Source organism: Pectobacterium brasiliense (genome assembly GCF_013449685.1).
Lineage (GTDB): Bacteria > Pseudomonadota > Gammaproteobacteria > Enterobacterales > Enterobacteriaceae > Pectobacterium > Pectobacterium brasiliense_A.
The window spans coordinates 143080-157618 of record NZ_JACDSF010000001.1 but is presented as its reverse complement, the minus strand read 5'-3'; the positions used below and the strand labels follow the sequence as shown (position 1 = coordinate 157618).

Below are 14539 nucleotides of genomic sequence, written 5' to 3'. Positions count from 1 at the left end.
GTAACAATCATGTCACCTGAACATCAGGTTAACGAAGAAAGGCGTCCTATTGACCGCCAGAGCTTATTAATTGAAGCCAATGACATCATTAAGCATCACGATGATTATTTGCATGGCATGGTCGCTGATAGCGTAGAACAAAAAAACGGCGTACTGGTTTTTCGCGGTGAGTTTTTTCTCGATGAGAACGGAATACCGACCTTAAAAAGCACCGCGGTATTTAACATGTTCAAGCATCTTGCGCATGTTTTATCCGAAAAATACGTCTTGATCGATTAAATAGCTTGGTGGATTAAATGCAAATGCCCGCAAATTCGCGGGCATTTGATTGTGTATTCTAGTCATATATACCCTAAATAATTCGAGTTGCGTGAAGGCGGCAACCGAGCGAATCCCCAGGAGCTTACTCAGGTAAGTGACTGGGGTGAGTAAGGGCAGCCAACGCACAAGCAGCTTGAAGTATGACGGGTATAGCAATTACAGCATGGGCTTTGAACCACGTTGCCACCAGCGCAACATCAGTCGTTCTGCGGTATCGCCAGCGCTGCCCGTCAGACGATCCAGCAGGCGTTTACGCCGTGTATAGCGAACGCTTAACACTTCATGACTGGCCATTTCAGCAATCAGCAGATCGTCACTGGTGCCGATAGCGTCAATCAACCCCAAATCTTTCGCCTGAGTACCAAACCAGTGCTCTCCGGTCGCCACCGAATCAATATCCAGCGAAGGACGCATCTGCTGTACAAAATCCTTAAACAGCGTGTGCGTGACATTCAGATCTTCACGGAATTTCTCACGACCTTGTTCGGTGTTCTCACCAAACAACGTCAGCGTACGCTTGAATTCACCCGCCGTGTGCAGCTCAACATCAATGTCTTTGTTTTTCAGCAAACGGTGGAAGTTGGGGATTTGTGCCACAACGCCAATAGACCCTACAATCGCGAACGGTGCCGCTACGATGCGGTCAGCCACGCAGGCCATCATATATCCGCCACTGGCAGCCACTTTATCCACGGAGACCGTCAAACGCACGCCGCCCTGGCGTAAACGCTGCAATTGCGAGGCCGCCAATCCATAACCGTGTACCACACCGCCTGGGCTTTCCAGACGCAGCAAGACCTCATCTTTCGGTTTCGCCACAGCGAGCACGGCGGAGATCTCTTCACGCAGCGAACTGACTTCGCCTGCATCCATACTGCCGTTGAAATCGAGCACGTACAGACACGGTTTAACACTCTTCTCTTCGCCACGTTTGGCGCGCTGTTTGTCTTGCTTCGCGGTTTCTTTTTCTTTCTTCTTTTCTTGTTTAGATAACAGCTTACGCTCGGTGTCGCTCATACAAGCGGTCTGCATTTCACGCTGCATTTCCTGATATTGTTCACCCAAATTCGTGACCTGCAACTCACCTTTATGCGGGCGCTTACGCTGCGTCATCCCGAATGCCAGAACGACTAACGCACCAATCGCCACCACGATGGTGAGTACCTTAGCCAGGAATAAACCGTACAGAGAAAGTAATTCCACAAACACCGTCCTCATTGACTGCGTATTAATTAATGTTGGTTTACTCACCAACCATGGCGTTGACGTCGTGCGCCATTCCCTTCCTATAACCTAACTGATGGCACGCAATATGGCGATGTGATTCCTGTGGTTTTTACGCCTGTTGCTGCTTTTTACAACAGCACAGGGGTAAATAGAGGCAGTCTCATTGAAAACAGTCGACATTTGAGGCATAACACCCCCATTCACCCTGCCCGGATGCGCCGTTATCTGACGTTCCGAGCGACACGACCGACGCATCTCATCGTGCCGACACGCGATGGCAGATCTATTATCTGAAGCGTGGCTGTTTTGCGCCACGGCAAGAGGAATTCATTGTGCATTACCAGCCTAAAATCGATTTACTGCAAAACCGCATCATTCTGGTTACCGGTGCTGGCGACGGCATTGGCCGAGAAGCCGCGCTGACCTACGCTCGCTACGGCGCGCACGTCATCTTATTAGGGCGGACAGAGAGTAAACTTCAGTCGGTTAAACAGCAGATCGAGCAGGAACACGGTACGCCAGCGCACGTGGTTGTCTGCGATATGCTGGCCTTATCCTCCGCGCAGTGCTTTCAACTGGCTGACGAACTGGCACAGGTTGTGCCGCACCTGGATGGGGTTCTCCACAACGCCGGATTACTCGGGGAAATCACCCCTATCAAACAGCAAACGCCTGAGATCTGGCATCAGGTTATGCAGGTCAACGTCAACGCGACCTTTATGCTGACACAGGCGCTGCTGCCTCTATTATTGAAATCGCCTTGTGCTTCTCTGGTTTTCACCAGTTCCAGCGTGGGCCGCGAAGGTCGTGCCGGCTGGGGAGCCTATTCCGTATCCAAATTTGCGACAGAAGGCCTGATGCAAGTGCTGGCCGAAGAGTATCGTTCGCACAATCTGCGCGTGAACTGCATCAATCCTGGCGGAACACGTACAGGAATGCGTGCGTCAGCCTTCCCCAACGAAGATCCAATGAGACTGAAAACGCCAGCAGATATTATGCCGCTGTATCTCTACCTGATGGGCGATGACAGCCGCCGTAAGACGGGGATGAGTTTTGACGCACAGCCGGGCAGAAAAGCCGGTCCAGCCGAATAATAGAGAAGAGCACGCACGATGAGCGATGAACGCCACCAGCAACGCCAACAGCGTCTGAAAGAAAAGGTCGACGCCCGTATTGCCGCCGCGAATGAAACACGCGGTATCCTGATCGTCTTCACCGGTAACGGGAAAGGAAAAACCACAGCGGCCTTTGGTACCGTCACGCGAGCGATAGGCCACGGATTACGGGCAGGTGTGATCCAGTTTATTAAAGGCGAATGGCCTAACGGTGAGAAGAATCTGCTGCAACAGCACGGCGTGGAATTTCAGGTCATGGCGACAGGCTTTACCTGGGATACACAGAATCGCCAGACGGATACCGAAGCGGCACAGCACGTCTGGCAGCATGGCAAACGCATGTTGGCCGATCCACAGCTCGACCTCGTCGTGTTGGACGAACTGACGTATATGATTAGCTATGATTATCTGGATTTAAGTGACGTTGTCACTGCATTAAAGCAACGCCCTGCCGAGCAGACAGTCATTATTACCGGACGAGGTTGCCATCGTGATTTGCTAGAAATGGCTGATACCGTGACGGAAATGCGTCCGGTAAAACATGCGTTTGATAGCGGAATTCAGGCCCAGCAAGGCATTGACTGGTAGCCGTTAGCTTTCATTAGTGATAAGCAGAGCGCAAATGAAAACGGGCAGCGAAAGCTGCCCGTGAAGCGTATAGAGAGAAGATTATCCGTTGCGCTTAGGTTTTGGCGAGGTACGGCGCGCTGGAGCACTGTTGAGCTGGCTGTGACGTTTTACCGCACGACGGATCTGGTTCGCTTTCACTCGGCGGCGTTCGCGCTCAACTGGTAGTTTCGATACCGTTTCTGCCGGAAGCTGCACGAGCTCACGCAGATAGTTCAGTTGTTCCAACGGCATTTCTGTCCAGCCACCGCGCGGAATGCCTTTCGGCAACGAAATGTCGCCGTAACGCACGCGAATCAGGCGGCTAACCTGCACGCCAACTGCTTCCCACAGACGGCGAACTTCACGGTTGCGCCCTTCGGTCAGCGTCACGTTATACCACTGGTTCAACCCTTCACCGCCCTGATAGCGGATAGTACGGAACGATGCTGGGCCGTCTTCCAGCTGTACACCTTTACTCAGTTGTTTGATCTTTTCATCGTCAACGACACCGAAGACCCGCACGGCATATTCGCGCTCAACTTCACGGCTGGGGTGCATCAGGCGATTGGCTAACTCACCGTCGGTCGTGAACAGTAGCAGACCGGAGGTGTTCACGTCCAGACGCCCTACGGCAACCCAGCGAGAGCCCTGAATTTTTGGTAGACGGTCAAATACCGTCGGGCGGCCATCAGGATCGTTACGGGTGCACAATTCACCTTCCGGTTTATAGTACATCAGTACGCGGCACACAGACTCTTCGGTTTCCTTAACGGTAACCACATGACCATCGATACGGATTTTGGTGGCTTTCGTCACTTCAACGCGATCGCCCAGAGTGGCAATCTTACCGTCAACGCTGACGCGTCCAGCCTGAATGATACCTTCAATTTCGCGGCGTGAACCATGTCCGGCACGCGCCAGAACTTTTTGTAACTTTTCGCTCATTGAGCAACCTCTAGTGTCGCCTTCCCAGGCGTCTGGTATACTTTAAAAAACAACGAGTTAACACCAATCTAGACGTAACTCACTGATATGTAACTATTTAATGGCACACAGCATGGCAAACAATATGTCACACAAGCTGTCACACACAATGATTCGTGGGCGCACATACTACACGAATTTTAGATTAAATGATTCAACTCGTTTCATCCGTATTTCGTTGGGGACTGACAGTTTCAAACAAGCAGAAATGCTGATGACCCAAGTTCGCCCATTTATACCTTTAGTACAAAACGGGACTATGAGCGTCGATGAATTTAAAAGACGCTTGCACGGCTTCAGGGTCGCTACAAAAAAAGATTTTGACGAATATCTTATAAATTGGCTAAAAGGTGGCCTTGAAGAGGCTCAACGGTTACCAGAATTAGGCAGGTATCATAAACAGATTACAGGTGAGCCTTTATCGCCCCTAGACACTGCAAACGAGGCGCGAGGCTACGCCAACTCCCATATGGGGCATATGTATAACGGTAACGATATTTCCGCCAGAATGATGACTGCTGCACTCAAGAAGAGGTTAACGGTTAATGAATCCGACCTTGATCAGATTCACCATATTGCCAGCCAGATAGATATGAATCAGGCCCTTATGTCACAGGCCTATGAGGCATTCTATTCTGGTGATTTGATCCGATACCAACAGCTCCTAGACTCTATGGCTTCTGCTTTGCAGAAAGCAGCTCCAACGGACAAGGCCGTTGTACAAGAATCATTCCCTCAAAATAAAGTTGCACTTGATGAGACATCGCCAGCCATAGGGCCTACTTTGCTAGAGGTGTGGAATGAATATATAAACGATAAAGGTCAAAAGTGGCGGAAACAGACAGCAAACGAGAATCAGCGTTTCTTTGATGTCCTCTACCATGTTGTAGGTAATGTCCCTATCGATAGCGTTACGAAACAGCATATAAGAGATTCTCTCAAGGTTGCGGAGAATCTGCCTACTCGAACTAGACTCCCTTATTCCAGAATGAGTCTTGCCGAGTGCATTGATTACGATGTACCCGAGGATGACCTGATCGCCAGTGAGCACGTCCACAAGCATTTAAAGCTCTGGCGCTCATTGTTCAAAACGTATCTAGTAGATCAGAAAGATATTCTTATCAAATCCCCTACCGATGGGATTAGTTACGAGGTGAAATCTAACCGGGGTGGGAACTACACAGCCAGCGAACTCAGTCGAATCAAAGAGTATCTCTTCGCACTACCAGACAGTGATTATCGGAAATGGTATTTCCTTACACTGGTCCATACGGGTGCCCGACGTAGTGAGATAGCGGAGATCCGTAAGCACCACATACGGAAAGATGATGAAACCGGGCGTTGGTATACCTTTATTGAAGGTGGGAAAACCGAACACGCCCGGCGACAGGTTCCAATCCATAAGGCTATAGAGGCGGGACTCTTGGCCTGTGTGGAAAACCGGAAGGATTCCGACCCTGTGTTTGGTAATCTTCCAAACTATACAACTATTACTTATGATTGGGTGGAATTGCTCAGAGTGCTAGAGATACCAGATTACAACGAGTTTGGACTAAAGCGGCGGGTACATTCACTACGACATACATTTATAAGTAATGCGATAGCATCCGTTGGAAATCAGGCGTTGGTTCAATTTGTCGTGGGTCACAGTAGAACGCAATCTCTCGGTATCACAGCCAGATACACACATACACCACCATTGAAGGCTTTACTTCCAGTCATTGATTGGGCAAGTCGAAAATAATTTATATAATAAAATCATACAGAAAAATTTAAAATAACTGTTTTGTACTGTGCTAAACACAAGCATCTCAAACATTAATAGTTATTGTGAGATATCGGGATAGAGTCCGTCCAAATAATCTGTTAATTAGCCCGGAAATAAAAATAATTCTCATTTCCATTTTTGGTGTTATTTGATAAAATTCTCTGTGAGATCAATCAACTCGCAGAGAGGAAAACTTGTACACTGAGTCCAATCTGCCAGCGTTTAGGCCACCGCTTTTGGATGAGCGTAAACGTATGGCAACCATCCTGAAGTCAGCGGGATTAACACTGACAACTTCGCGTATCAATATCTTATTCCACCTCACCCGAACAGTTATCCCAAGTACAGCTCTCGAACTTTCAAAACTCCTAAGCGTTCCACTTTCAAGCACACACCGAAATCTTTCTGTACTGACTGACGCGGGTTTGGTGGGTTACATCATAGATCGTTCAGGCATATCTCGTTGGTTCCTAATTGCAACGGGAAAGATAAATTTTTGTCCTTGCTGCAATCAGAAATACAGCACCAATTTTCGGCTTTCCTGAATAAAAATTCCTAGTAGGAACCTTAAATCTAAATCCTCGTTGGTGGGCTGATTTAAGTTAATGCTTGCAGTCCCGATATAATATTGATACTGTTATAATGGATTTTTATACGTGAAACTTTGATCGAAAAAAACACCCTCACTTCCCCGCCTACACCCCTTGCTGGAAGAGGCTTCAAGCTATTTCTTAGGTGGCGTTATGCGGTGGTCTGATGGTAATAACTTATAGGGTGGTGTATAGGATCATTTGTGTAAATATAAAGGGGGGTTTTTTGTTAACAACACTACAGTTAGACTCTGCATTTCCACCACCTACGCCATCTAAAACAATCTCACATAAGCATGGTCGCTATCCGCTAGTAGATGGTAATACATTCCACTATGGTGGCTTTGAATATCCGATTAACACTACAGATAAATCAGGTGTGCGATCAGATATTCTTACTCCTATCGTCGATGAGCTTAAGGCTATACAGACAATTTATAGTCGTGTGTTCTTTACTCGTTTTGACTTACGCATACCTAAAGGTACGCCTGTAGAGATCAGCAATAATTGGATGAGACTGTTATTTAAGACATTACATGAACGCCTTAAATCAAAGAACCGCAGACCAAAAGGCATTACTAGCCCAATAAACAATTTTGCCTATGGCTGGGTACGTGAAAAAGAAACGGCTAAACAAGTTCATTATCATTGCTGGATCGCACTACCACATCGAATCATACAGCGACTGGGTGGTCCAACATATGGCGTAGGGAGCGCTATTATTGATATCTGGTGTGACCTTACTAGGGGTGAGCATACACTGGTTGACCTTCTAGGTAAGGATGGCCGTTTTCCGAGTAATTATGTTATTGAACGTGGTAAACCAGAAACGTTGGAAGGCCCAATCAAATGGGTGTCATATCTTGCCAAGGAGCGCGGGAAGTCCCAAACTGGCAAGGGCCATCGTGTACATTCAACGTCAAAGCTAAGAAATAAAAAATAACCATTCCGTAAATGCCCAGCATAACGAGCCATGTTGAATTGTAACCTGTATGTAGTAGGTTGGTATTGGTTACACAATAAAAATCGATTACAGATCGATGTGTAGCGCTTAGCGTGCGTCGCTATCTGTCATCTCAGCTTAAACGTAATTTATTATACATCACTCTCAGTTTTGATTAATAATTAACCGTAGGGCTACTCGATTTAATCGATGTGGCCCTTTTTTATTTTCTCAGATTTATTACTATAAAAACTGAAAATATTATCTACTGGTTCCAATTTCGTTTGATGGTTGGAAGACTCAAACCTAACTCGGTAGCCACCTTAGATTGACTTAGTCCCTTAGCTCTGGCCTCCTGCACACGCCTACGAGTATCTGTAGCTGCTGGGCGACCTAACTTTTTCCCTTCCTTCTTCGCACGCTCCAAGCCCTCTTTAGTTCGTTCTACGATGCGCGACTTCTCAAATTCAGCAAAGGCTGAAAACATTTGTAGCATCAACTTTCCTTCAGCACTGGCAAGGTTGTGTGTTGGCAGGTCCAGCGATACAACATCAATTTTCTTTTCCATCAACATTGCGATAGTTTGTTGTACGTCGATGTTGTCACGGCCTAATCGATCGAGTTTGATAACGACTAACCGATCACCAGACTCCAGCTTATGATTCACCATATCCGCAAAAGCCTTACGTTTCATAGCTTGTACACTACCTGAAACGACTTCTGACACCACGCGATTATCAATCACGTCATAACCAGCCTGACGAATCGCTATGATTTGGTTTTCTGTTGTCTGCTCGCTGGTGGACACACGGCAATATGCAAATGTACGGCTCATAACATTCCCTTAAATGGTATCAACTAACGGTATCATAATTGATCATTGGTATCTTTATGTCAATAAGGTAATTTGATGATACCAATTTTGGGCAGGTTACACTGGTATCTTAAAACGTTCGATTGTTGATACCAATCTGTTGATATTTGCCAAACATTCAATGGGCAGTTCAGAGATATAAATAACTTGCTTGATCAGGCAATCCAAATGTTAACGATATTTGTTTCATCGAACATAGATTCAGCCAGTGGCTTCATGCGTAGGGTAAGAGAGTAAAGCGAGGTAGCAGGAACGCTACCTCTACGCGGGATTTATTGAAAGTCTTTCATTGTGTACTTGTACGACACATTGTCCGAGTTTGCGTACAGTTCGGTTACTCTCAGTTCTGAGTTATTTACAGTAAATTCAACATTGAATTCTACATTGCCAATCCCATTCCAACGATTAGATGTCTGCCCAGATTCGACCCAGATAACATTGTTTCCTGAAAGCTTGCAATCAAATGAAAAACGTTGGTTGTCTGACGGCCGACGGTAAGAAACTTTAAACACATCAAGAATCTTTGTCTTTTCTACTTTGATCGTATTTAAATTACGCCCAAACATCCCTGAAATCGTAGCCTTACAAACTTGCATATCTGAGAACGGCTTTGTAATTGCTGCTGCCATGTTTACTGGTGCTGCTGATTTAACCTTAGCTACATTCGTTGATGTGGGGGCGTTACTTGCTGGTACATCTGCTACTTTAGACGCAGATGACTTGTCAGAACTACCGCTGCAACCCTTGATGACAGCAAAGATAACAATTGCAATAAAGATGAAACCACGAACAGGAGACTCATAGGGTTTTTTAACGCCACAATTAGGGCATGTCTTTGCATCAGATGAAACACCATGTCCACATTCCCGACACGACTTCATTACCATGATAATCTTTCCTTAATCATCAACTTCAACAATATAGCGACCACCTTTATCCTTAATTATATATTTGTACAAATCATCGCAGAAGACTGTGACTGAACCACCAAAAGCTGCCGGATAGGCACCATTCACCTTGTTACATTGATAGCCAGCCTGACGGATCACAGCCTGGCTCTCAGCTTTGAGTTCAGGCGAACCATCACCCGCCATCGCCCCACCACAAACACTAAGTCCCAGAACTACCAAAAGAATTTTTTTCAAACCGGCCTCCATAGAGTTACATAAAAAAACCACATTATCTATAAAATCGATCATAATCATACTATCGATCGTTAAAACTGATCAATATGGTTACTATAATCCGGTGACAACACCCTATCGTGATCACGGATAAGTCAATCAATAGCTACAGGAGGGAATGTAATGAAGAGTTATATATTGGCGCTTCTTAGCTCGCTGTTACCGTTCAATGCCATGGCTGGTCAAATCACAATGAGCAATCCTGAGCAGTCAACAATGAAAAATGGATCAACTTTGTGCGTTTACAGCAACAGTATTTATACGTTCACTTACGTCACTAAATCGAAACACTGTCCGTATAGCAAAACGTTTAACACTGAGGATGAGGAGTAGGAAAAATATTCGTTAAGAGGGAGGATGTTCTTATATGATGCAAGCTGTAAACCGAGCTCTGTGCTCGGTTTTTTTACATTCAAATCTAACTAAGATGCTGTACAACATATCAGTGCTACTGAGTGGGTGTATTCCCTGTCACACAAACAGTCCCAACTCATAGCATGAAAAAAATAAGACATTGTTTTTAATGAATAAATAAAAATAACTGGTCGCCTTCCCAGGCGTCGGGGGGAGTCATAACTGCTGATAAAATTCAGCCGTTACGTAAAAATTGAATGTACGTAAAAATAGTGTGTACGTAAAAATCGTTCGTCATATTAAAAGCTGGCGCGATTATACCGATCTTCGCGCCATTTGTATTCCCATTGTTACCGCTCGTCTATAGGAACGGCGTGACATCACCGGTGCCTTCACGCGCGACGCGTGGCACGGAATCGGTCAAATCGATAACCGTCGTCGGTTGTTGACCCAGCGAACCGCCATGAATAATTAAATCCACCTGTTTTCCCAATCTGTCCTGAATTTCTTCTGGATCGGATTCGGCGAAATCATTTCCCGGCAGCATCAGCGTCGTCGACATCAGCGGTTCATTCAGCGCAGCCAGCAGCTCCAGTGCGATAGGATTGGACGGCACGCGCAGGCCAATGGTTTTACGCTTTTCATTCATTAAGCGGCGAGGAACCTCTTTCGTCGCTTTCAGAATAAACGTGTAATTACCGGGTGTATTATTTTTAATCAACCGAAAAGCCGAGTTATCAACATGGGCATACGTCGACAGTTCGGACAGATCGCGACACATCAGCGTGAAGTTATGATCGCTCCCCAGATCGCGAATCCGGCAGATGCGTTCCAGCGCGTTCTTTTCGCCCAACATACAACCCAACGCGTAACCGGAATCCGTTGGATAAACAATCACCCCACCTTTATGCAAAAATTCCACCGACTGATTGATCAATCGCGGCTGCGGATTCTGCGGGTGAATATAGAAAAACTGGCTCATAACCCTACCTCATACGTCTGACATTTCGCGGCGCTGTTCATTCCAACCCGCTTCATCGTGCAATAAGGATGATTATAGAACGTGTTGGCGGTAAAAGATTGTTATTCCATGATTTGTTATTTCAAAAAGAGCGTCATGGTATCACCGCGGCTATGCGCTGCCAGCTTCCACCAATAGCGGATGGTGCCAAACGGGTTCGACATCGGCAGGTAGCCACAGCTTGCGGCCCAGCTCAATCCAGGCACACGGCAGGTGGAAATCCGATCCTTGCGACGCCATCAGGTTGAAATCTTGCGCATAGCGCCCCAACTGCGTTCGTTCATCCGGTGCCTGTTGGCATTGCGCCACTTCCATCGCGATCCCGCCGCTTTCTGCGAAGGTAGCTAACAGACGCTTTAACCATTTGGCCGTCAAATCGTAGCGCCCCGGATGCGCCAACACCGATACACCGCCGGATTGATGAATCGCCTCGATCGCTTGCGGGATGGTGCACCACTGCGGTGGCACATAACCGATTTTGCCTTTCGCCAGATATTTTTTGAACACCTGATTCATATTCGCTGCGAGGCCCAGTTCGATCAGATAACGTGCAAAATGCGCGCGTGTAATCTGTCCTCCGATCGCCAGACGCTGTGCGCCAGCCAGCGCATCAGGAATGCGGTTTTTTTCCAGACGAGCCGCGATCTGTTCCGCCCGACTCTGCCGACACGCCGCCTGCTGTTGCAACAACCTCGTCAACGCTGGGTGTGCACTATCCATCCCCAATCCGACAATATGGATCTCATGGTTTTCCCACAGCGTGGAGATCTCTACACCGGGAATCAATCTCAGTGGCAGCCCCTGTTGTGCAATCGCATTCTGCGCTTCGTCAAGCCCAGCCGTCGTGTCGTGATCGGTAATCGCCAGCACGCTCACCCGCATGTCTACCGCGCGACTGACCAGCGCCGTCGGCGTTAAAAGGCCATCAGATGCCGTGGTATGGCTATGCAAATCATAAAGTGGGAACGACGATATCGGTTGAGAATCTTCTGGCACAAGCCTATCCATTAACAAAAATCATGCGAAGACCGCATGATGCCATCAATAGGGCGTAAATGGTAATGCCTGCCGTTTCCCTGAGTAATAAAATAATCCTATTGAAGGTGTTGACATTTTATCGCCGAACCAGTTAACTAGTACGCAAGCTCGGTACACAAAAACTGTGTCCGCAATAGACAGTGAGATGATGATAATGGCAACGCAGAAAATGATGAAGCATGGTTGGTGGCGTTCTTCCCTCTCGCGGGTGGACTAATCACGCATCGCTGTTATCACACATGCAGATATTCCCAGGCCCGCTTAACCAAGCGGGCTTTTTATTTGATGGGCACAACATTAAACGGGTAGCAAGAATGCAAACAACACAACCTAAACTGGAACTGCTGCGTATTGAGGCCGTTTACCGTAACGACCCCAGCGCTATCTTCCATCAGCTCTGCGGTGCCAGACCGGCAACGCTGCTGTTAGAGTCGGCTGAAATCGACAGCAAGGAAAACCTGAAAAGCCTGTTGATCGTTGATAGCGCACTGCGCATCACCGCACTGGGCCAGCACGTTTCCATTCAGGCACTGACGGAAAACGGCGCCAGCCTCCTGCCGCTTCTGGATGCCGCGCTGCCAGTGGAAATTATCAACCAACCACGTCCGAACGGCCGTGAACTCACGTTCCCACTGGCAGACGCCATGCAGGACGAAGATGCTCGCCTGCGTTCGCTGTCCGTGTTTGATGCCTTACGTCAGATTCTGACGCTGGTCGCCTGCCCAGCAGACGAACGTGAAGCCATGTTTCTTGGCGGCCTGTTCGCCTACGATCTGGTCGCAGGGTTTGAAGAATTACCCGCACTGAGCCAGCAGCAGCGTTGCCCGGATTTTTGCTTCTATCTGGCAGAAACGCTGCTGGTGCTTGACCACCAAAAGCGTGTAACCGCGCTACAAGCCAGCCTGTTTACACCGAACCATAGCGAAAAGCAGCGTCTGCAACAGCGTCTGGAACAGCTGCAACTTCAGCTCACCCAATCAGCGCCTGCGCTGCCACGTCAGTCCATCGAAGATATGACGCTGAGCTGCAACCAGAGTGATGAAGCCTTCGGGGAAGTCGTCAGTCAGATGCAGGAAGCTATCCGCATCGGTGAAATTTTCCAGGTCGTGCCGTCACGTCGTTTCTCTCTGCCGTGTCCTTCGCCACTGGCCGCCTACCAAACGCTGAAGGATAACAATCCCAGCCCTTACATGTTTTACATGCAGGATCAGGACTTCACGTTGTTCGGTGCCTCGCCGGAAAGCTCGCTGAAATACGATGCCGACAGCCGTCAAATCGAAATCTATCCCATTGCCGGTACTCGCCCGCGCGGTCGCCGTGCCGATGGCTCGCTGGATCGCGATCTCGATAGCCGTATTGAGTTAGAAATGCGTACCGACCATAAAGAGCTGGCTGAGCATTTGATGCTGGTAGATTTAGCCCGTAACGATCTGGCGCGCATCTGTCAGCCGGGTAGCCGTTACGTTGCTGATTTGACCAAAGTTGACCGCTATTCCTTTGTGATGCATCTGGTCTCCCGTGTCGTTGGTACGTTGCGTGAAGATCTGGATGTGCTGCACGCCTATCGCGCCTGCATGAATATGGGCACGCTGAGCGGCGCGCCGAAAGTCCGGGCCATGCAACTGATTGCCGAAAGTGAGAAAACCCGACGCGGCAGCTACGGCGGCGCGGTGGGCTACTTCACCGCTCACGGCGATCTGGACACCTGCATCGTTATCCGCTCCGCCTATGTCGAAGACGGTATTGCCACCGTTCAGGCCGGAGCAGGCGTGGTGCTGGATTCTAACCCTCAGGCCGAAGCCGACGAAACACGTAATAAAGCCCGGGCCGTACTGCGAGCCATTGCCAGCGCGCACCATGCAAAGGAGATTTTCTGATGGCCGACATCTTACTGCTCGATAACATCGATTCATTCACCTACAACCTGGTGGATCAGTTGCGTGCCAGCGGTCATCAGGTCGTGATTTACCGTAACCATCTGCCTGCCGACGTCATCATCGCGCGGTTACAGCAAATGGAGAAACCGATTCTGATGCTCTCCCCCGGCCCCGGCACGCCAGCCGAGGCGGGCTGTATGCCGGAGCTGCTCCAGCGTCTGCGCGGTCAGTTGCCGATTATCGGCATTTGCCTCGGCCATCAGGCCATCGTGGAAGCTTATGGCGGCCATGTCGGTCAGGCGGGTGAAATCCTGCACGGCAAAGCGTCTGCTATCGACCACGATGCCAGCGGCATGTTTAGCGGTTTACCGCATCCATTGCCCGTCGCTCGCTACCACTCGCTGGTCGGCAGCAACATTCCGTCGACGCTGACCGTCAACGCACACTTCAACACGATGGTCATGGCCGTGCGGAACGATGCCGATCGCGTCTGCGGTTTTCAATTCCACCCTGAGTCGATTCTGACCACGCACGGCGCTCGACTGCTGGAACAAACGCTGGACTGGGCGCTGGCTTAACGAGGGATACGATTATGCAACTGTCTTCTACACAACAGTCTCCTAAGACCCGGGAA

General features: G+C 48.5%; 15 protein-coding genes and 1 other annotated feature. Of the genes, 8 read left to right on the top strand and 7 right to left on the bottom strand.

Features of this window, described 5'->3' with window-relative positions; all coding sequences use genetic code 11:
* Positions 1-9 precede the first annotated feature (9 nt).
* Positions 10-279: a YciN family protein gene (locus tag H0248_RS00775; RefSeq protein ID WP_180784300.1), complete on the top strand. Its 270-nt coding sequence runs from the start codon at positions 10-12 to the stop codon at positions 277-279.
* A 198-nt stretch (positions 280-477) separates the two neighbouring features.
* On the opposite strand, the gene sohB is transcribed toward H0248_RS00775, so the two are convergent.
* On the bottom strand, positions 478-1524 hold the full coding sequence (gene sohB, locus H0248_RS00770) for a protease SohB (protein WP_180784299.1): 1047 nt from the start codon (positions 1522-1524) through the stop codon (positions 478-480).
* Positions 1525-1880: 356 nt separating this feature from the next.
* Between sohB and H0248_RS00765 the strand changes: the two genes are divergently transcribed.
* Together H0248_RS00765 and cobO are read left to right on the top strand one after the other, a co-directional pair.
* Positions 1881-2642, top strand: a complete 762-nt coding sequence (locus H0248_RS00765) for a YciK family oxidoreductase (RefSeq protein WP_180784298.1) — start codon at positions 1881-1883, stop codon at positions 2640-2642.
* An 18-nt stretch (positions 2643-2660) separates the two neighbouring features.
* Complete coding sequence (gene cobO / locus H0248_RS00760) at positions 2661-3251, top strand: cob(I)yrinic acid a,c-diamide adenosyltransferase (protein WP_180784297.1); 591 nt, start codon at positions 2661-2663, stop codon at positions 3249-3251.
* A gap of 81 nt (positions 3252-3332) precedes the next feature.
* Here cobO and rluB read toward each other — a convergent pair whose 3' ends face one another.
* Positions 3333-4217, bottom strand: a complete 885-nt coding sequence (rluB, locus tag H0248_RS00755; RefSeq protein WP_103860720.1) for a 23S rRNA pseudouridine(2605) synthase RluB — start codon at positions 4215-4217, stop codon at positions 3333-3335.
* A gap of 112 nt (positions 4218-4329) precedes the next feature.
* On the opposite strand from rluB, the gene H0248_RS00750 reads away from it, so the two are divergent.
* Entirely contained in the window at positions 4330-6000 is a 1671-nt protein-coding gene (locus tag H0248_RS00750; protein ID WP_257981523.1) for a tyrosine-type recombinase/integrase, read from the top strand.
* Between the two features lie 840 nt (positions 6001-6840).
* Positions 6841-7557 (top strand): YagK/YfjJ domain-containing protein, encoded by a 717-nt coding sequence (locus H0248_RS00745; RefSeq protein ID WP_044204534.1) that lies wholly within the window; start codon positions 6841-6843, stop codon positions 7555-7557.
* A gap of 265 nt (positions 7558-7822) precedes the next feature.
* On the opposite strand, the gene H0248_RS00740 is transcribed toward H0248_RS00745, so the two are convergent.
* From H0248_RS00740 to H0248_RS00730, 3 genes are all read right to left on the bottom strand, one after another.
* Positions 7823-8392, bottom strand: coding sequence for a recombinase family protein (locus H0248_RS00740; protein ID WP_044204535.1), 570 nt, complete (start codon positions 8390-8392; stop codon positions 7823-7825).
* A 311-nt stretch (positions 8393-8703) separates the two neighbouring features.
* Positions 8704-9318: a zinc ribbon domain-containing protein gene (locus H0248_RS22000; RefSeq protein ID WP_240345983.1), complete on the bottom strand. Its 615-nt coding sequence runs from the start codon at positions 9316-9318 to the stop codon at positions 8704-8706.
* 12 nt (positions 9319-9330) lie between these two features.
* The gene (locus tag H0248_RS00730; RefSeq protein ID WP_240345984.1) at positions 9331-9636 is read right to left on the bottom strand and encodes a hypothetical protein; all 306 of its coding nucleotides are present in this window, start codon (positions 9634-9636) and stop codon (positions 9331-9333) included.
* A gap of 102 nt (positions 9637-9738) precedes the next feature.
* Between H0248_RS00730 and H0248_RS21995 the strand changes: the two genes are divergently transcribed.
* Positions 9739-9948 (top strand): hypothetical protein, encoded by a 210-nt coding sequence (locus H0248_RS21995; protein WP_039531525.1) that lies wholly within the window; start codon positions 9739-9741, stop codon positions 9946-9948.
* Between the two features lie 382 nt (positions 9949-10330).
* On the opposite strand, the gene H0248_RS00725 is transcribed toward H0248_RS21995, so the two are convergent.
* Together H0248_RS00725 and rnm are read right to left on the bottom strand one after the other, a co-directional pair.
* Positions 10331-10951 (bottom strand): L-threonylcarbamoyladenylate synthase, encoded by a 621-nt coding sequence (locus H0248_RS00725; protein ID WP_039517275.1) that lies wholly within the window; start codon positions 10949-10951, stop codon positions 10331-10333.
* 150 nt (positions 10952-11101) lie between these two features.
* Complete coding sequence (rnm, locus tag H0248_RS00720; protein WP_308415649.1) at positions 11102-11986, bottom strand: RNase RNM; 885 nt, start codon at positions 11984-11986, stop codon at positions 11102-11104.
* 220 nt (positions 11987-12206) lie between these two features.
* Positions 12207-12311: a sequence feature (Trp leader region), on the top strand.
* Between the two features lie 31 nt (positions 12312-12342).
* Here rnm and H0248_RS00715 point away from each other — a divergent pair.
* Both H0248_RS00715 and H0248_RS00710 read left to right on the top strand, forming a co-directional pair.
* Positions 12343-13905 (top strand): anthranilate synthase component 1, encoded by a 1563-nt coding sequence (locus tag H0248_RS00715; protein ID WP_180784294.1) that lies wholly within the window; start codon positions 12343-12345, stop codon positions 13903-13905.
* Positions 13905-14483 (top strand): glutamine amidotransferase-related protein, encoded by a 579-nt coding sequence (locus H0248_RS00710; protein ID WP_010275261.1) that lies wholly within the window; start codon positions 13905-13907, stop codon positions 14481-14483. Before H0248_RS00715 ends, H0248_RS00710 begins: the two co-directional genes overlap by 1 nt.
* Positions 14484-14539: the final 56 nt, after the last annotated feature.

Bases quoted from the DNA above. Each gene is read 5' to 3' on its own strand.
- H0248_RS00750 (WP_257981523.1), top strand. From the start codon at position 4,330: ATGGCAAACAATATGTCACACAAGCTGTCACACACAATGATTCGTGGG.
- H0248_RS00775 (WP_180784300.1), top strand. From the start codon at position 10: ATGTCACCTGAACATCAGGTTAACGAAGAAAGGCGTCCTATTGACCGC.
- H0248_RS22000 (WP_240345983.1), bottom strand. From the start codon at position 9,318: ATGGTAATGAAGTCGTGTCGGGAATGTGGACATGGTGTTTCATCTGAT.
- rluB (WP_103860720.1), bottom strand. From the start codon at position 4,217: ATGAGCGAAAAGTTACAAAAAGTTCTGGCGCGTGCCGGACATGGTTCA.
- H0248_RS00725 (WP_039517275.1), bottom strand. From the start codon at position 10,951: ATGAGCCAGTTTTTCTATATTCACCCGCAGAATCCGCAGCCGCGATTG.
- H0248_RS00740 (WP_044204535.1), bottom strand. From the start codon at position 8,392: ATGAGCCGTACATTTGCATATTGCCGTGTGTCCACCAGCGAGCAGACA.
- H0248_RS00710 (WP_010275261.1), top strand. From the start codon at position 13,905: ATGGCCGACATCTTACTGCTCGATAACATCGATTCATTCACCTACAAC.
- H0248_RS21995 (WP_039531525.1), top strand. From the start codon at position 9,739: ATGAAGAGTTATATATTGGCGCTTCTTAGCTCGCTGTTACCGTTCAAT.
- H0248_RS00715 (WP_180784294.1), top strand. From the start codon at position 12,343: ATGCAAACAACACAACCTAAACTGGAACTGCTGCGTATTGAGGCCGTT.
- cobO (WP_180784297.1), top strand. From the start codon at position 2,661: ATGAGCGATGAACGCCACCAGCAACGCCAACAGCGTCTGAAAGAAAAG.
- H0248_RS00730 (WP_240345984.1), bottom strand. From the start codon at position 9,636: ATGATTATGATCGATTTTATAGATAATGTGGTTTTTTTATGTAACTCT.